Origin of the sequence: Geothrix sp., from assembly GCF_049292215.1 — a bacterium.
Classification (GTDB): Bacteria; Acidobacteriota; Holophagae; order Holophagales; family Holophagaceae; genus Geothrix.
Genome location: NZ_JBATQW010000078.1, coordinates 1 through 18,011, shown reverse-complemented (window position 1 = coordinate 18,011; position 18,011 = coordinate 1). Strand labels below are relative to the sequence as shown.

The following is an 18,011-nucleotide window of genomic DNA, read 5'->3' as shown; positions in this document are numbered from 1 at the left end:
GGGCTTACCCCTTCAGGGTGAACCCAAAAGCACGAATGTGAACAAATTCGTACAAATCTGCTTGACGGCACCCAAATGATGAACATGATTGTTCACATAGTTCATTAGCTGAATCGTTTTGTTCACGGAGGCCACATGGCAACCCCAGCTCGTTTGATCACCTACCTGCTTGTCGCCAGTGCCGGCATGACGCTGGTGGGGCAAAGCTCCACCACTTCGGCCCTGGTGGGCGAGGTGAGGAACGCCGCCGGGAAACCGATCCCGGGCGCCACCCTCCACCTCACCTCGGATGCCCTCATGGGCAGCCGCAGCCTGGTCACCACGGCCAATGGCGGCTTCCGGGCTCCGGTGCTGCCCCCGGGCCGCTACCGGGTGACGGTCGAAGCGACCGGCTACACCACTCAGGTTCGAGAGGTTGTCCTCACCCTGTCGAACACCATCAGCCTGAACATCACCCTGCCCGATGTGGCGGGTGCGACCGTGGTCGTGGGGGATGCCGTCACGTCCTTGTCGGCGGCACCCCTAGGGACGAACCCGACCTTCAACACCGAGATGCTGGAGTCCCTGCCCGTGAAGCGGGACCTTACCAGTGTCATGAGCCTCACTCCCGGCATCAATGCCGGCGTGGCCTGGGGTGGGGATCGGAGCAACTCGAACGCCTACCTCATCGACGGCATCAATGTGGGTGACGCCCTCTACGGGACACAGTATGTCTACGTGAACCCCGACTGGTTCTCCGAGATCCAGGTGGGTGGCCTGGGGGCCTCCGCGGAATACGGCGGCTTCAACGGCGGCTACATCAACTCCCTGGTGAAACGTGGGGGCAACACACTCGACGGCAGCGTGAACGGTTACTACAGCCCCGATGGCTGGCGGTCCCGGCCCAAGCTCAAGGACAGGCGCCTCAAGGACACGTCCATTCCCACGAAGGACTGGGATACGAACATGAACATCGGGGGTGCGATCCTCAAGGACAAGCTCTGGTATTTCGTCTCGGCGGAAAAGCAGTACAACTCGACCGCCCCCGTGGGCGCCGCGGCCCCGGTCGAGACCTTGAATCCCAAGTACCTCGGGAAGCTGACCTGGCAGGTGGCCACGAACACCACCATGGACCTGTTCATGGCCTACGATGGGCTCTCCCGCGAGCACCGCGGCATCAACAACCTCATGGAAGCCGTCGCTGCCATCAAGCAGAGCGGCACGGATCGCACCTACGGGCTCACCCTGACCCAGTTGATGGGGAATTCCGTGCTGACGGTGAAGGCCTCCGGCTACGCGGGGCAGTATTCACTGGGAGAGTACCAGCCCGGCCTGGCCTCGGTGGGACTGGGGTCGGGCACCTTCAACGGCCTGAACCTCTTCCGCAATACGCGCTTCCACGATGCCTACCTGTCGGCTCGGGGCACCCTGTCGGTGGTGTGGGATCTCTACCGATCGGGACTGTTCACGGCCAACGACAGCCACGCCTTCCGGATCGGACTGGAGACGGAACAGGCCCGGGCCGAGCAGGTCAGCTACCGGGTGGGCGGCCTGACCTATGACGGAACCGGCGTTGCCGCCACCCCCACCACCCCAGCCCGGGTCACAACCTACCGGGTCACCCGGGGTGGTGACATCAACATCCGCGAAAACATCGACCGGAATGTGCTCTTCGTGATGGATACCTGGAGCCTGGGCCGCTGGCGGATCCAGCCCGGCCTGCGCTACGAATCCTTCAAGGGGCGGGGCTATGGGACACCCACCATCTGGGACACGGCGGTGTTGGCGCCTCGATTGGGCCTCACCGTGGACTTGCGCGGCGACCAGCGGTACCTGCTCAAGGCGCATCTGGGCCGGTACTTCGACGGTCTCACCGGCGTGTACTTCGACCGCGTGGTGCCCGGTGCCTACAGCCGCACCACCACCCACGCCTGGGGAGCCGCGCCCGGCTATGGCGCCACCACCTTCGACCTCAACAACCCTGAGGCCATTCCCTACAATCCGGTGCCACTCTCCACGGGAACAGACACGAACACCAGTCGCCTCGACCCCAATGTCAAGCACCCCTATACCGACGAGGCCCTGCTCGCCCTGGATACCCGGGTGGGCGACAACTGGTCCCTGGGCGTGTCGGCCGTCTACCGGAAAAGCAACCAGCTCCTGGGGCGCAATGACGAGAACCTGACCACCAACACCCTGCCCGGCAACACCGTCTACGACAACTTCACGGGGCAGACCATCCAGGTCTATGGCATCACCAATGTCACGACTCCTGGCCAGAGCTTCGTCATCCGCAACCAGCCAGGCTTCCACCGGTCCTACACCGCGTTCACCTTCAGCTTCGAGCGCAAGCTCACGGGCCACTGGTCCACCGGGGGCAGCTACACCCGGGCCCTGCGGAAGGGGAACACGAACCGCTCGAACGGGTACGACGATGCCTTCGCCAATCCGAACTACCAGACCAATTTCGACGGGAAGCTGCCCGGTTTCAACGACGACGAATTGAAGCTGAGGACGATGTACGTCTTCCCCTGGAAAACCACACTCTCCGTCAGCTACACCTACCTCAGTGGCGAGCACTTCACGCGCACCCTGTCCGCGCCCGCACCGGCGGCACCGGCGGCCAATGCGAACTACACCATCTGGGCCGAGCCGCTGGGGAGTTCCAAATACCCGGGCCGACACCTCCTGGATCTGCATGCCGCCCACAAGGTTAAGTTGCCCAGGCTCAGCATCGAGGCCTTCGCCGATGTCTACAACCTGCTCAACATGGGCGACGCCATCAGCTATGGATCCAACACGCGCTCCAACGCGACCCGGGCTTTGACGGCCGCTTCCACGGGGGCCGCCCTGGTGAGCACCACCTACCTCCAGGCCACGGCCCAGGAAGAGGCGCGCAATGTCCGCGTCGGGGTTCGGTTCCGGTTCTAGGCCGCACGCCTCGAGCAGGTCTCCACCAGGCAGGCCATTCAAAGGGATGGTCTGCCTGGATTCCCTCTGGACACACCGCCCTCAGGTCGGTGACTGGCGAAAGTCACTTCCATGATCCTCATCCAGAACATCGAGACCTATGCCCCCACACCCATGGGACGGCAGGACTTCCTGCTGATGGGGGAACGCATCGCCCACTTGGGGCCGCTGCCTTCAGTGAACCTGCCGGATCTTGAGGTGATTGATGGGCGTGGCCTCCTGGCCCTGCCCGGGCTCATCGATGGACACGTGCACATCCTCGGCGCCGGGGGCGAGGGAGGCTTCGCCAGCCGGACGCCAGAACTGATGCTGAGCGAAGTGATCCAGGCCGGCGTCACCACGCTGGTGGGTTGCCTGGGCACCGATGGCATCACGCGGTCCTTGGCTGGGCTGCTGGCCAAGGCCCGGGGGCTCGAGGAAGAGGGGATCTCCACGTGGATCTACACGGGCTCCTATGGCCTTCCCATCGTGAGTCTCACCGGGGGGGTGGAATCTGACCTGTTGATCATCGACAAGGTTCTGGGCGTGGGCGAGGTGGCCATCTCAGACCACCGCAGCTCCCAGCCGACCCACGAGGACCTGTGCCGCCTGGCGGGCGAAACCCGCCGGGGCGGCATGCTCTCGGGCAAGGCCGGGCTGGTGCATTTCCATCTGGGCGATGGGCCGCGCGGGCTCGCCCCCCTGCGCCGGATCCTGGACGAGACGGAAATCCCCATGTCCCAGTTCCTGCCCACGCACATCAACCGGAACCCGGAATTGCTGATGGAGGGCGGCTCCTACGCCCGATCGGGGGGACTCGTGGATCTCACCACCTCGGCTCCGCCTCCGGAGTCCGGAACCCGCCAGATTGCTGCGTCCCGCGCCTACAAGCAGCTGCTGGATGGAGGGGTGCCTGCCGAGCGGGTCACCATGACCTCGGATGGGCAGGGGAGTCTGCCGGAGTACGACGCGGGGGGCGTCTACTCCGGCATGGGGGTGGGACGCATGCGTTCCCTGTTCGACGCCTTCCGGGACGCAGTCCAGAACGAAGGTCTCGACCTTGGCACCGCGCTCCTCCCCTGCACCGAGAACCCGGCTCGCATCCTCAAGCTGGGGCGGAAGGGACGCCTGGCCACCGGTCAGGACGCCGATCTAATTCTGGTGGAGCGTGACACGCTGGCGCTGCACACGGTCATCGCCAAGGGGCGCGTCCTCATGTCCAAGGGTGAGCTGAAAGCCCGTGGCACCTTCGAGCGGGGCTGATCCATGCGAGGCAGCGCTGCTTGGCGAGGTTCAACTTCCTGGCGGGGTCGGTTCCTGGGTGAGGATTCCCTGGCGGAGTTCACCACTCGGGCCATCTTCACCGGCATCCTCCTGGGCGTGACCTTTGGTGCGGCCAACGCCTACCTGGGATTGCGGGTGGGCATGACCATCTCTGCCTCCATTCCGGCCACCGTTCTCACCATCGCCCTCTTCCGTCTGCTGCGGATCAAGGGGACGCTTCTGGAAGCCAACATGGCCAAGACCGTGGCTTCCGCCTCGACTTCATTGGCCACCGGCACCATCTTCACCATTCCGGCCCTCTTCCTGTGGGGCATCACGCCGCCTTTCCTCCAGGTGGTGGCCCTCTGCTTCCTGGGCGGGGTCTTCGGGATCATGGCCATGATCCCCCTGCGGCGGCTCCTCATCGTCCAGTCCGCCGGAGAGCTGCCTTATCCCGAAGGGGCTGCCTGCGCGGAAGTGCTCCATGCCGCCTACGCCGGGGCCACCGGTGGCGCCTGGATCTTCTACGGCATCGGCATCGGCTTCGCGTTGAAGCTGGCGATCTCCCTCGTCTACCTGTTGCCCGCGGAGATCGGCTTCCACCTTCCCCTGCTGCCGAAGGCCTACCTGGCCACGGCCGTGGCGCCGGCCCTCATGGGCATCGGCTACATCCTGGGATTCAAGCGCTCGGCGGTCATCGTGTCCGGGGCGGCCCTGGCTTCGCTGGTGCTGATCCCCATGATCGCCCACTTTGGTGCAGGGCTGGACCAGCCCGTGGCCCCGGAAACGACCGCCCTGATTGGGGACATGACCGACGGTCAGATCTGGAAGGCCTATGTGCGCTACATCGGCGCCGGTGCCGTGGCGGCGGCGGGCCTCTACACGGTGGTCCAGACGCTTCCCACCATCGCCCGCACGTTCTTGTCCGTGCTGCAAGGACTCCGGCGCCGGGAGGATGATGTCACCTCAACTCCCATCCGCACGGATCGCGACCTGCCTGGGAGCCTGGTGATGGGGGGCCTGCTGCTGGTCCTGATGGTTGCGGCCTTCGTGCCCGGGGTCTTCGGCCAGGGCATGCCCCTCCTGCCTCGGCTCATCTGCGCCCTGGGCGTGGGTGTGTGCGGCGTGCTGTTCGTGACCGTGGCGGCCCGCATCGTGGGTCTCATCGGCGTCTCATCCCAGCCCACCTCCGGCATCACCCTCATCACCCTCATGCTGGTCTCGTTCCTGTTCGTCCTGGCGGGCTGGAAGGGCACGGCGGCCATGGCGGCGGTGCTCACCGTGGGCACCATCGTGGCCATCGCGGCCTCGAAGGCGGGGGACATCTCTCAGGATCTGAAGACCGGCGCCATGGTGGGGGCCACACCCGCGCTGCAACAGTTGGGGCAGCTCATCGGCGCCGCCTGCGCCTGCTGGGCCGTGGCTGCCACGGTGCTGCTGCTGGGGAAGGTCTATACCTTCGGGTCTCAGGAGCTGCCAGCCCCCCAGGCCATGCTCATGAAGACGGTCATCGAGGGCGTACTCTCCGGCAACCTACCCTGGCCGTTGGTGCTCATGGGCGTGGGGGTCACGCTGCCGGTCATCCTGTGCGGCATCTCGGCACTGTCCTTTGCCATTGGCGTCTACCTGCCCCTCACCTCCATGGCGGCCATCTTCCTGGGCGGGTGTGTCCGCAGGCTGGTGGATCGGCATCGGGCCGCCCGCGCCGAGTCCACCGGGGATGAAGGTGACCCGGGCATTCTCGCGGCTTCGGGATTGGTGGCGGGTGAAGGTCTTGCCGGGGTGGTGGTGGCGGCCCTGGTGGCCGGAAAGGTCGTCCAAAGCGGCGGTCGCCCCGTGTTCGGGGGGTCCCCAGGTCAACTTCTGGGCCTTGCAACCATGCTGCTGGTGGGCCTGTTCCTGTGGCTGGCCTCCGCTAGGCGTCCGTCCCGGTCCCTCAGCCTGCCGGACAGCAGCGGGTAGGAATCCCGCCTTCAGTCCTGGCATCACGGTGGCCGTGCGAGCCCTGGGGAACCCACATCTCTGCGGCATAAATCCCCCCGTGCGGTCACAATGGATTGTTTGGATGGACTTGCAGATATGGGCTTTTTTGACCGATTCCGTTCCCGCGCCGACGAGGCGCCCCTTCCGGGCCTGGAGGCCCTGCTGGAGGCCCGGGGTCTGTCCGCGGAGCTGCCCGGTCTGGCGGCCCTGGCCCCGGCCTTCGAAGCCCACCGCAAGGCGGAGGAACGGGAGGCCTGGGTTGCGGCCGTCGCCGAGCTCCACCATCAGGGCCTGCCCCTGCCGGAGCCCTGGGGCGAGGCCCAGGATCACCTGCTCCCGGAGCTGGTGCCCGCGTGGCAGGCCGAGCGCGAGGGACGCTGGTGCCGCGGCTTCATCGACGGCCTGAGCCAGCGGGTCCGCGTGGGCGACATGGTCATGCCCGCCGCCTGGCTGATCATCTGGGACCAGTCCGCCGACGACGTGCTGGATCTGGCCCTGGATCACCTGCGCCACCGCAGTGCGGGCACCTTCGAGCGCCTGCCCTCCGGGGCCTACCGCAGCCCCTGGCGCGATGGTCTCGACGCCGCGCGGCTGCTGCTGCCCGGGGTGTGGCAGGGTCTCTTCAGGGACCAGCACCCCTTCCTCGCCATTCCCGCGGCCGATACCCTCATCGCCGTGCCGCAGATCCTGCTGCCCAAGCTCATGGATGAGGTGAGCCGCAGCCTCCAGTCCGGCGCGAAGCCCCTGCAGCTGGCGGTCATCGAGCGCATCGGCGACCAGCTGATGACCGCCCGGCTGCAGGATCCCCACCCCATGTCGGCGCCCCAGCGGGAACTGAAGCACATGGACCTGCTGCAGGCACTGCGGCAGCAGGAGCAGGATCTGGATCCGGCGCTGGGCCTTCCCGCCACGGTCTCCATGGTGAAGACCAGCCAGGGCAAGCCGCTCACCATGGCCCTCTGGAACGAGGGCGCACCGATCCTGCTGCCCGAGACGGATCTCATCGCCTTCTCGGCCCGGAACGGTGAGCCGCTGGGCATCTTCGCGCGCCAGACCCTACCCCGCATCCAGGAGCTCAGGGGCGAGGCCGTCACCATCTGGGGTCCGCGCCGCGTGCGCTACGAGGGCTTCCCGACTGCGGAGCAGCTGTCCCGGCTGGAGCAGTTCGCCAACGCCGAGCAGATGAAGTCCCTCCAGACCCCGGCGGGCAACCGGCCGGCAGCGCCCCGGCCCGGGCCTGGTGCGCCTTTCAATGCCCAGGGGGCCGCGCCGCTGCCACGCCACCTCCAGGGTGCGGGACTGGGTGTGCAGGACTCCGAGTGATGCTGCCGGGGTGGCCGCTCCTCCTGATGCTTCAGGAGGCTCCGCCCCTGCCCGTGACTCCCAGGCCGCTCAAGGCTTTGAACTCAGTGGTCCTGGTGCAAGGCAGGCTCGGCGGATCCCGCATCCAGCAGGGCAGTGGGGTGGTGGTCGCGCCCTTTCTCGTGGCGACCAACGCCCACGTGGTGGAAGGCACCCAGGGCCTCACGGTGAAGCAGGGCCAGTCCACCTGGACCGTGAGCCAAGTCCGGACGGATCGGAGCCGCGACCTCTGCCTGCTCACGGTGCCCGGCCTCACGCTGCCCCCCGTGGAGCCAGCTCCAGAGCCCGTGGAGTCGGGCCAGGAGGTTCTGGCCGTGGGCTATCCGGGCGGGCAGGGGCCGGTGGTGTCCCCGGGCCGCCTCCGGGGCATCTGGCACCACGGCCAGGGACGGCTGCTGCAGAGCGACGCCACCACCCTGCCCGGCAGCAGCGGGGGAGGCCTGTTCGATGAGGCTGGTCGCCTGCTGGGTCTCACGACCCTGACCTTTACGCCCAGCCCCCGGCTGAACTTCTCGGTGCCTGTGGATCGCCTCCAGGAGCTGGCCCGCCAGCCGGAGACGCTGCTCGACCAGCCTCCAGAGGTGGATCGACGGAAGCGGAGCGACGACTGGCTGGAGGGGCTCTGCGATGATCCGCGCAACTGGCCGGCCTGGGAGGTCGCGGCCCGGCAGTGGGTCCAGGACCTGCCCAGGGACGAGAATGCCTGGCTGGCCTTGGGGCTGGCCCTGGATCGGGCCGCCAGGGCTTCGGCAGGTTCAGGTGCCTCGTCGAACCTGCTGCCGGAGGGGGTGGCGGCCTACCGCAGGTCCCTGTCCCTGCGGCAGAATCCCAAAGCCTGGAACAACCTCGGGGTGGCCCTCGACCTCCTCAACCGCTTCGGGGACGCCGAGCTGGCCTTCCGCGAGGCCCTCCAGATGGAGCCGGGCTACGCCCTGGCCTGGCTGAACCTGGGCTGCGCCCGGATGAACGCGCGCCGGTTCCCCGAGGCCGTCGAGGCCTTCCGCAAGGGGCTGGCCCTCCGGCCCGACGAGGCGGATGCCTGGCTCAGGCTTGCCCACTGCCAGCGCAGCGCGGGCAGCGGGGAGGCCGCCCTGGCGAGCCTGCGGATCACCCTCCGCTACCGACCCCTGGCCGCTGAGCCCTGGCTGGACTTCGGCCTGCAGCTGGTGGAGCTGGCGCGCCTGGATGAAGCCCGCGAGGTGGCGGAGAGGCTCCACCGCATGAACCCCGAGCTGGCGGCCCGCCTGCAGGGGGCCATCAAGCGGGCGCCGTCGCGGCGACCGGCGTCGGGAGTCGAGGCGCGCCACATGTGAAAACGGCGGCGGCCCTTTCGGGACCGCCGCCGTCTGCCGACCCCTTCCAAGGGCGTGCAGGGCGATGGGGATGCCCCGGGGACTAGGCCTCGACGAGGGCCTTCATGCCGAGACGCTCACGGATGAGGCCTTCGACCTCGTCCGCCAGTTCCGGGTTGTCGTTGAAGAGCTTCTTCACATTCTCGGCCCCCTGGCCCAGGCGGCTGTCCTTGTAGCTGTACCAGGAGCCGCTCTTCTGGATGATCTCCAGCTGGGTGCCCAGCTCCACCAGCTCGCTGGTGCGGCTGATGCCCTCGCCATACATGATGTCGAAGGTGGCGACCTTGAGGGGCGGGGCGACCTTGTTCTTCACCACCTTGACCTTGGTCTTCTTGCCGATGACGGAGGAGTCCTCGTCCTTGGCCGCCACGAGCGGATCGTTGGTGTTGCCCTTGATGCTCTGGATGCTGCGCACGTCGAGGCGCACGGAGGCATAGAACTTGAGGGCGTTGCCGCCGGTGGTGGTCTCGGGGCTGCCGAACATCACGCCGATCTTCATTCGGATCTGGTTGATGAACACCACGCAGGTGTGCGTCTTGCTGATGGTGCCGGTCATCTTGCGCAGCGCCTGGCTCATGAGCCGGGCCTGCAGGCCCACGTGGCTGTCGCCCATCTCGCCGTCGATCTCGGCCTTGGGTACCAGGGCGGCCACGGAGTCCACCACGATAATGTCCAGGGCGCCGCTGCGCACCAGCTGGTCGCAGATCTCCAGGGCCTGTTCGCCGCTGTCAGGCTGGCTGATGAAGAGGTTGGCCACATCCACGCCCAGCTTCTGGGCGTATTCGGGGTCGAGGGCGTGCTCGGCGTCGATGTAGGCGGCCAGGCCGCCCTTCTTCTGGGCCTGGGCCACCATGTGCAAGGCGAGGGTGGTCTTGCCGCTGGCTTCCGGCCCGTAGACTTCCACGACGCGCCCCTTGGGCACGCCACCCACGCCCAGGGCGGAATCCAGGGCGATGGAGCCGGTGCTGATGACCTCGATGCCCTCGGAAGGGCTCATCCGGTCACCCAGCTTCATGATCGAGCCTTTGCCGAAGGCTCGTTCGATGTCGGCCACGGTGCGGGTCAGGGCTTTGAGGCGATCGTCTTGGTCGGACGCGGCCATGGGTTCCTCCGGAAGGGGTGCTATCCAGTCTGGGGCAAAAAGCGAAAAAAACAAGAAATCTTTTTTCAGGTCCCGGACCAGGCCGGCCGAAGAGGAGGAGGCATGTCCACCGAAGCCCACGTTCCCCAACTCCCCTTGTCCAACGCCGCCCTGGAGGCCCGGTTGGCCTCCGTCCAGGCCGAGGCGGACCGGTTCCGGAGTCTGGTTGATGACCAGCGAGAGGTGATCTTCCAGATCGACCGCCAGGGCCGATGGGTCTTCCTGAACCCTGCCTGGACCCAGCTCACGGGGCTGAGCGTGGAGGAATGCCTGGGCCAGTCCTTCCTGGGTTTCCTGCATCCGGCGGACAACCCGCGCTACCTGAACATGCTCACCTATGCGGTGGACACGGGGCAGGCCGTCTTCGAAGGCGAGTTCCGGATCCCCACCAGCGCGGGCGACGTGAAGTGGGTGACCGCCCACCAGCGCATCGCCTTCGACGAGGGGGGCGTGGTGCTTGGGGTCTCCGGCACCCTCAGTGACATCACCGAACGCAAGCACACGGAGATCGTCCTCCGGGTGGCCACCAGCCGCCTGCGGGCCCTCATCGAGAACATGCAGGCGGGTATCCTGGTGGAGACCGAGGGGCGGAAGATCGCCCTGCTCAACGAGACCTTCTGCCGGATGTTCCAGGTGCCGGTCCCGGCGCACGTCCTGGTGGAAAGCGACTCGCGAGACCTGCTGAAGGAGTGTCTGCCCCTGCTGATGGACCGGGCGGGCTTCCTGGCCCGCCTCGAGGCCTTGAGTGTGGCCCGGGAGCCCTCCCAGGGCGACGAGTTCGAGCTGCGCGACGGGCGCATCATGGCCATGGATTTCGTGCCCATCGCGGTGGGCGAGGAATACCTGGGCCACCTCTGGCAGTTCCATGACATCACCGACCGCCGCCGGGCCGAGCTCAAGCTGGAAGAGGCCGCGCGTGAGCTGGCGGTGGCGCGGGACCGGGCCCTGGAGCTCTCGGGTTTGAAGAGCGAGTTCCTGGCGAACATGAGCCACGAGATCCGCACGCCCATGAACGGCATCATCGGCATGACCGGGCTGCTGCTGGACACGCCCCTGGGCGGCGAGCAGCGGCAGTACGCCGAGACCGTCCGCTCCTGTGGGGAGGCCCTGCTCACTCTGATCAACGACATTCTCGACTTCTCCAAGATCGAGGCCGGCAAGCTGGAGTTCGAGAACCTGGAGTTCGACCTCCTGACCGTGATCGAGGATGTCCAAGCGGTGCTCGGCGTGAAGGCCCAGGCCAAGGGGGTGGAGCTGGGCATCTTCGTCGACCCGGCCACCCCGCTCCAGGTGGTGGGCGATCCGACCCGGCTGCGCCAGATCCTCACCAACCTCATGGACAACGCCCTCAAGTTCACCCAGGAGGGCTCGGTCGAAGTCCGGGTGCGGCCCGAGGCCCAGGAGGATGCGCCCGACCAGATCCGCGTGGAGGTCCGGGACACGGGCCTCGGCATGAAGCCCGAGGTTGTGGACCGGCTCTTCACCTCGTTCTTCCAGGGCGACAGTTCCACCACGCGGAAGTACGGCGGCACGGGCCTGGGCCTCACCATCTGCAAGCGGCTGGCCGAGCTCATGGGCGGCAGCATCGGTGTGACCAGCAAACCCGGAGAGGGCAGCACCTTCTGGTTCACCCTCCGGCTCGAACCTGGAGCCTTCCAGGCACCCAGTCACTTCGGGTCTGCCACGGTGCTGGTGGCCGGCCTGCCCACGGCGGTGAGCCGCCTGGTCGGGGAGCAGCTCACGGCCTGGGGTGTGCCCTTCCGCCAGCCGCCCCCGGAGGCCGAGCTGGCCGGATGGTTCCGGGAGGTCCGCAGCCCAGAGGCCGTGTTGCTGGTGGGGCCAGAGGCGTTGGAGGCGGCACTGGCCGAACCGGGGGAGGGTGCCCTCGTCTTCGCGAGTCCGCTCTACCGCCCCGAGCTCCGGGAGGCTGCGGCCCGGCGCGGCGTCCAGAGCTACCTTACCCTCCCCATCCGCCCCAGCCAGCTGCGGGGCCTCCTCGAACCGAAGGGCCGGAACCTCGGCCAGGTGGCACCCGTCGCGCCGGTCCTGGCCCCGGAAGGCCCGGTGAAGGTGCGCGTCCTGCTGGCCGAGGACAACCTCGTGAACCAGAAGGTGGCGCTGATCATGCTCCAGAAGTTCGGCCTCGAAGCTGATGTCGTGGCCACGGGTGTCGAGGCCCTGGATGCCCTGGTGGGCGTCGCCTACGACCTGATCCTCATGGACTGCCAGATGCCCGAGATGGATGGCTTCGAGGCGACCCAGCGCATCCGCGAGCGGGAGCGGGGCAGCCGCCGGATCCCAGTGGTGGCCATGACCGCCAACGCCATGGTCGGCGACCGGGAGAAGTGCCTGGAGGCCGGCATGGACGACTACATCGCCAAGCCAGTGCGCGCTGAGGCGCTGCACCGGGCGCTGTCCCTGTGGCTTCCGGCGGGTGCGATGGCGCCCCTGGCCGGGGGCCCGGGATGAGCCGCTCCGCCGCCCTGCTCGAAGACGCCACGGGCATCCGCATGGCCCTCCAGCGGCTCTGCGTGGCCGGCGCCCGCCTCGACGTGGCCTACAAGGCGCAGCGGTCGGCCTACCCGATCCTCACTGAGGACGGAGAGCGCTTTGCGTTCCGGATGCCCTTCGACGACCTAGCGAGCTGGGGCCTGAAACCTGGAGAGAACCTGGCGGTGAAGCTCAAGGATCGCGGCCTGGAATACGACTGCGTGGTGGCCTGCACCGGGCAGGAGGTGCTGGAGGGCGTGGAGGCCTGTCTGGCTACCATCCCTCGGGTGCTCCGCCGCTCGGACCTGCACCGCCTGGCAGACTTCATCCCGGACCGCCCCCCCAGCCAGGCCCACGCGGCCACCTTCACCAACACCCGTAACGCCATCATCGACGGCACGGTGCAGAGCTTCGGCGAGGAGGGCCTGGAGCTGGTCCTGCGGAACACCAAGCAGGACATCCGGGAGCTGCTGCGCATGGGCGAGGAGTCCCTGCTCGATGTCCCCCTCGAAGGCAACCTCCGCCTGCGGGCAGCCACCACCGTGGCGTACTTCGGCGACAACCTCGTGGGCCTGCGCTTCACCAAGCAGGCCGATCCCAAGATGCTCGACCAGTACCGCACCTGGATCCAGGACCAGCAGCTCCTCCAGGCCCAGCAGGACAAGGAGGAGTTCACGCCCCGGGGCTTCCAGGAGGCCACGGCGCGGATCAACCGGGCGGCCGCGCTGCCCACGCTCAAGCTCATCGTGGACCGGGAGCCCCTGATCCTGCTGCTGGCGGAGAAGGAGGACTTCGCACGCCGGCTCGGCGAGGCCCTCAGCCGGAAGTTCGGACTGGCCTCGCTGGACCACATCAAGGGTCCCGTGAAGACCCAGCTGAAGGAGATCGGCGCGGGCGAAGGGGGCTGGGGACGCGTCCGCATGGTGCTCATCCACAACCAGCTGCGCCTGGCCAGCCCCCTGGAGCTCTGCCGCCAGATCGTGGAGCAGGAGGGCTGCCCCGTGCCGGTCATCCTCCTGGGCACCGAGGAGGAGGAGGCGAAGAAGCGCCACCACGCGGTCGCCGCGGGCGGGGTGGACTACGTGGTCGTGGAGCCCTTCAAGATCCTCGGCATCCTGCGCCGCCTCGACGACACGCTGAGCCTCTTCGAAGGGGCCTGATCAGCCCAGGGGCACGTCCCGGCCCCGCCAGTGGTTCACGCCCCGGACGCGGTCCCACAGGGCCCAGGCGGTGCCTGCCGCGAAGACCAGCGCGTTCAGGGGCCACAGGGCCCAGAGCAGGTCCATGGGGCGTCCGGTCATGCGCTGCTGCACGTCACCGCAGAGGGCGGGCACCAGCAGCCAGAGCAGGAGCGCGAGGATGGGGTGGCCGGCGCAGGGCAGCCAGAGTGGCGCGAGGCCAATCACGAGGGCCACCGGCAGCAGGGGCGGCAGCAGCCACCAGAAGGGCAGGGCCGCCGAGTTCTTCCGCATGGCCCGCACCAGCTCCCAGAGGCCGTGGTACATGCGCAGGTGCAGGTCCGGGCCGCCCTTGGCTACGCGGTTGATGAAGCCCGCGGCTTTCACCCGGCGGGCCAGCATCATGTCGTCGATGGCCTCCATGGGCGCCTCCGCGTGGCCGCCCACCGCGTCGTAGGCCTCGCGCCGCACCAGCGTGAAGCCGCCCACGCCACAGAAGGCAGGGTGCTGGGGATTGGGCACCTGGTGCGGCGGGACCACCAGGAGGAAGGCCGAGGCCGCGATGGGCAGGACCACGCGCTCGGCGGGACTGACGGCATCGATGGCGGGCACCAGGGCGAGGATGTCCGTGGGCTGGGCCTGGGCGTAGGCCATGGCCCGGCGCAGCAGGCTGGGCGCTGCCTGCACGTCGCCATCGGCGAAGAGCAGCCAGTCCGCCGCCAGGGCCTCGGCCTGGCGCGAGGCCAGGTCCAGCGCATGGTTCTTCCCCAGCCAGCCCGAGGGCAGGGCGTCGTTGCGCAGCACCTGCAGGCGATCTGGCCGTGCCGTTTGACGTTGCTGGAGGATCTCCGTGCTGCCGTCGGTGGAGCCGTCGTCCAACACGAGGATCTGCAGGGCCGGGTAGTCCTGGGCCAGCCAGGAGTCCAGGGCCGCGGGCAGCTCCGCCGCCTCATCCCGGACCGGGATGCAGAGGCAGACGGTGGGGGGCTCCCGTGGGAGCGCCGGGTCCGGTTCCAGCTCGGGCAGCCGGGCCCAGTGGCGGCGCAGGAGGACCAGCGCGGCGAGGATGATGCTCGCCGAGCCCCAGGATGCCGCTTCCAGCCAGACCATGCTTCAGCCTAGCCTGAGGAGTCACCCCCGAGTCACCATGCCCTTCGCCTTCCTGATGCACGATCCCCTGGCCGGCACGCTGATGCTGCTGGCCCTGCTGTGGCTGTCGGCCAAGGTGGGGGGCGAGCTGGCGGTGCGCCTGAAGCTTCCGGCGGTCACGGGGGAGCTGGCGGTGGGGCTGGTGCTCACGGCGCTGCATCGGTCCTGGTCCCTGTTTCCGGACGTGGCGGCCTCCCCCGCCACGGAGTTGCTGGGCGGCCTCGGAGTGGTGGTACTGATGTTCGCCGTGGGGCTGGAGTCCACGGTGCCTCAGATGCTGAAGGTGGGCATGGCCTCCCTGCGGGTAGCCCTCATCGGCGTGGTGGTGCCCATGGCCGCGGGCCTCACCGGAGCCTGGCTGCTGCTGCCCAAGGGCTCGCCCTTCGTGCTGGACCTCTTCATCGGCGCCTGCCTCTGCGCCACCAGCATCGGCATCTCCGCCCAGGTGCTGCGTGAGAAGGGCGCCTCGGATTCCCTGGAGGGCCGCATCATCTTGGGCGCCGCCGTGGTGGACGACGTACTGGGTCTGCTTGTGCTGGTGGCGGTGTCCGGCATGGTGGGTGTGGCGGCCGGGGGTGGGGCCGTGGGGCCGGACCTGCTGAAGACCCTGGCCCTGGCCCTGGGCTTTCTGGCGGTGGCCCTGACGCTGGGCCGCCTGCTCACGCCGCGGCTCTTCCATCTGGCCAGCCGGTTCCGCGGCGAGCAGGTGCTGCTGCCGCTGGGGCTGGGCTTCGCCTTCCTGCTGGCCTGGCTGGGGGACCTCGCGGGGCTGGCCTCCATCGTGGGCGCCTACGCCGCCGGGCTCATCCTGGAGCCGGCGCACATCGTGGACCTGGAGCACCGTGAGCGGCACACGCTGGAGGAGCTGGTGCATCCCCTGGTGACGGTGCTCTCCCCCCTCTTCTTCGTGCTCATGGGCGCCAAGGTGGATCCCGGCGCCCTCTTCAAGCCCGCGACCCTGGGCTTCGCGCTGGTGCTGGCCCTGCTGGGCGTGCTCGGGAAATACGTCGCTGGCTACGGCGGTGGCCGGGGCATCCGCGCCGCCGTGGTGGGCTGGGGCATGGTCCCCCGGGGCGAGGTGGGCCTCATCTTCGTGGCCGCCGGTGCCCAGCTGCAGTTGAACGGGGTTCCCCTGCTGAGCGCCGACGTGCAGGCCGGCATCATTGGCGCCCTGCTGCTCACCACCGTGGCCGGGCCCGTAGGTCTGGGGTGGGTGCTGGGCAGACACCAAGCAGGCTGAACCCCCGAACTAGCTCATCTAGCCAGGCTGATGCCCGCGCCGGTCGTCGTGGTCCCGGTCGCGCCGGTCGTCGCGCCGATCGTCCCGCCGATCGTCCCGCCTCGGACCGCGCCCCCGGCCATGGTCCGGGTAGAGGCAGGCCAGGGTCAGCCCGAGCAGGGTCATGGCGGTTGCCAGAGAAACGAGGCGAAGTCGCATGGGGAGCTCCTGGGGGTGGTTCGACGCGGCAGGGAAGTGCCTGGCGGGAGGGATGTGGCGGTCCTACTCCACGACCGTGGTTTCCTTGGGCCGGATCTCCACGTCCTCGGAGCGGGTCTTGATGTCGATCTCCACGCGGCGGTTGATGGCCTGGTCCGTCTTGGTCCGTTCCTTGACCCGCGGCTGGGTGAAGCTCAGGCCCTCGGATTGGATGTCGGCCGCAGGGATGCCGGCCTCGACCAGCACCTTGGCCACGGCGGCCGCGCGATCCTTGCTCAGCTGTAGGTTGAAGGCAGCGCGTCCCACTTTAGAGGTGTGGCCGCTGACCACGACCTGGAAGGGCGCTTTCAGTTCCTTCAATTCGGCCGCGACGGTGTTGACCGCTGCCCGGCCTTCGGTGCTGAGGATGGCCTTGCCATTGGCGAAGTGCAGGGTGGCTTCTTCCAGAATGATCTTCCTGGGCACCACCGGTGCAGGCACGTAGATCACTTCCGGGGGCGGCGGCGGGGTCGTCACGACGATGACCTGGGGCGGAGGCTGGGGAGCCTCGACCCTCACTTCCACCACGGGAGGCGGTGGGACGTAAGCTGCGGGAGCCGGCTTGCGGTTGCCCCAGCGCATCCCGATGCCGGCCAGTGCTTGACCCTCCTTGCGCGAGACCTGGGATTCGATCTGGACGAGGCGGCCTTCGAGCGAGGCGAACCCCCGATCGCCCATGAGGAGCTGGAGGCCCAGACCGACCGTCCCGCTCAGGCGGGTGGTGGTGGAGCCGGTGCCGGAGATGGGTTCCCCGATGGCGGTACCGCCCACGCCCAGACGCAGAAAGGGACGCACGGTCGATGGCGTGCGGAAGGGATTGATCAGTAGCGAGGCGGTGGCGTGGGCCTCCCTGGAAGAGGGGTAGCCGTAGTTCACATGGGTGAAGAGGCCCGAGGCCTCGAAGCCCACGTGGCCATTGACCCAGGAGCCCACCCCGAAGCCGAAGGCAGGCTGCTGGTGGTCAGGGTTCTTGGTGCGGTGATCGGTGATGCCGCCCTGGACCTGGATCCATTGGAAGTCGGACCGGTCGTCTGCGGCGAGCAGGCTCCCCGAGACCAGGACTAGGGGAAGGCAGGCCAGGGGAAATCGCATGGGCACTCCGTAACAGGGCTGCCCTGGACAGCCAGGGCGGGATCGCAATACCGCCCAAGGCGGTTGTGCGGAGAGAGAAGCAGCTGGACTCCACGCTTCGTGATCCACCGTGGTGGAACAAAACATGGGAGGCCTATGCGTCACTGCACGATTTGGGCCACTGGTTAATTAATTGATAAATTGGAAAGTTAGAAATGATGGTCCCGAGTGGTCGCCCCCGGGCCTGATCAATCTGAAGGCACCGGGGCTTCAAATGGAGGGAAGGCTCCACGCGGTGGCGCTCAGTCCCGAGGCAACTCTGGCACCAGGCTCTCCACAAAGGTGGCCTCCACGCGGAAGACGCCCCGGATGAGGTCCGCCGTGAGCACGTCGTGGGGCGCGCCATTGCCCACCAGGCGACCCTGGTCCAGCACCAGCACGCGGTCGAAGCGGTAGGCCGCGCGCAGGTCGTGGAGGCTCACCAGCACGGTGCCTCCGCCGTCCACCAGCCGGCGAGCCAGGCGCATGACCTCCAGGGCATGGCGCACATCGAGCTGGGCCACGGGCTCGTCCCAGAGCTGGAGGGGCGCGCCGGTGGCCAGGGCGCGGGCCAGGCC

The 18,011-nt window shown here is 68.1% G+C and carries 12 protein-coding genes and 1 pseudogene; 8 read left to right on the top strand and 5 right to left on the bottom strand.

The annotated features are described in order from the left end of the window. The first annotated feature begins 135 nt into the window (after positions 1-135). From WAS25_RS13990 to WAS25_RS13970, 5 genes are all read left to right on the top strand, one after another. Positions 136-2,910 (top strand): carboxypeptidase regulatory-like domain-containing protein, encoded by a 2,775-nt coding sequence (locus tag WAS25_RS13990; protein ID WP_422313152.1) that lies wholly within the window; start codon positions 136-138, stop codon positions 2,908-2,910. A 111-nt stretch (positions 2,911-3,021) separates the two neighbouring features. Beyond that, entirely contained in the window at positions 3,022-4,191 is a 1,170-nt protein-coding gene (gene iadA, locus WAS25_RS13985; RefSeq protein ID WP_422313150.1) for a beta-aspartyl-peptidase, read from the top strand. 3 nt (positions 4,192-4,194) lie between these two features. Next, positions 4,195-6,153: an OPT family oligopeptide transporter gene (locus WAS25_RS13980; RefSeq protein ID WP_422313148.1), complete on the top strand. Its 1,959-nt coding sequence runs from the start codon at positions 4,195-4,197 to the stop codon at positions 6,151-6,153. Positions 6,154-6,270: 117 nt separating this feature from the next. Continuing rightward, positions 6,271-7,497 carry a hypothetical protein gene (locus WAS25_RS13975; protein WP_422313146.1) on the top strand — a complete coding sequence of 409 codons (1,227 nt, stop codon included), beginning with the start codon at positions 6,271-6,273 and terminating at the stop codon, positions 7,495-7,497. A 53-nt stretch (positions 7,498-7,550) separates the two neighbouring features. Further along, on the top strand, positions 7,551-8,849 hold the full coding sequence (locus WAS25_RS13970) for a tetratricopeptide repeat-containing S1 family peptidase (RefSeq protein ID WP_422313144.1): 1,299 nt from the start codon (positions 7,551-7,553) through the stop codon (positions 8,847-8,849). An 82-nt stretch (positions 8,850-8,931) separates the two neighbouring features. Here the strand turns inward: WAS25_RS13970 and recA are convergent, their stop codons facing one another. Further along, complete coding sequence (gene recA / locus WAS25_RS13965) at positions 8,932-9,990, bottom strand: recombinase RecA (RefSeq protein ID WP_422313142.1); 1,059 nt, start codon at positions 9,988-9,990, stop codon at positions 8,932-8,934. 102 nt (positions 9,991-10,092) lie between these two features. Between recA and WAS25_RS13960 the strand changes: the two genes are divergently transcribed. Then, positions 10,093-12,498 carry an ATP-binding protein gene (locus WAS25_RS13960; RefSeq protein ID WP_422313140.1) on the top strand — a complete coding sequence of 802 codons (2,406 nt, stop codon included), beginning with the start codon at positions 10,093-10,095 and terminating at the stop codon, positions 12,496-12,498. Then, a complete protein-coding gene (locus tag WAS25_RS13955) occupies positions 12,495-13,679 on the top strand; it encodes a hypothetical protein (protein ID WP_422313138.1) in 1,185 nt (394 codons plus the stop codon). The genes WAS25_RS13960 and WAS25_RS13955 overlap by 4 nt, the downstream gene beginning before the upstream one ends. Here WAS25_RS13955 and WAS25_RS13950 read toward each other — a convergent pair whose 3' ends face one another. Next, entirely contained in the window at positions 13,680-14,807 is a 1,128-nt protein-coding gene (locus WAS25_RS13950; RefSeq protein WP_422313136.1) for a glycosyltransferase, read from the bottom strand. It abuts the gene before it with no gap. Between the two features lie 37 nt (positions 14,808-14,844). Between WAS25_RS13950 and WAS25_RS13945 the strand changes: the two genes are divergently transcribed. Continuing rightward, positions 14,845-16,086 carry a cation:proton antiporter gene (locus WAS25_RS13945; RefSeq protein ID WP_422313134.1) on the top strand — a complete coding sequence of 414 codons (1,242 nt, stop codon included), beginning with the start codon at positions 14,845-14,847 and terminating at the stop codon, positions 16,084-16,086. Between the two features lie 18 nt (positions 16,087-16,104). On the opposite strand, the gene WAS25_RS13940 is transcribed toward WAS25_RS13945, so the two are convergent. From WAS25_RS13940 to WAS25_RS13930, 3 genes and pseudogenes are all read right to left on the bottom strand, one after another. Beyond that, positions 16,105-16,284, bottom strand: coding sequence for a hypothetical protein (locus tag WAS25_RS13940; protein ID WP_422313132.1), 180 nt, complete (start codon positions 16,282-16,284; stop codon positions 16,105-16,107). A 63-nt stretch (positions 16,285-16,347) separates the two neighbouring features. After that, the gene (locus WAS25_RS13935; protein ID WP_422313130.1) at positions 16,348-17,415 is read right to left on the bottom strand and encodes an OmpA family protein; all 1,068 of its coding nucleotides are present in this window, start codon (positions 17,413-17,415) and stop codon (positions 16,348-16,350) included. 281 nt (positions 17,416-17,696) lie between these two features. Continuing rightward, positions 17,697-18,011 (bottom strand): annotated as a pseudogene (locus WAS25_RS13930) (ABC transporter ATP-binding protein); the annotation flags it as partial.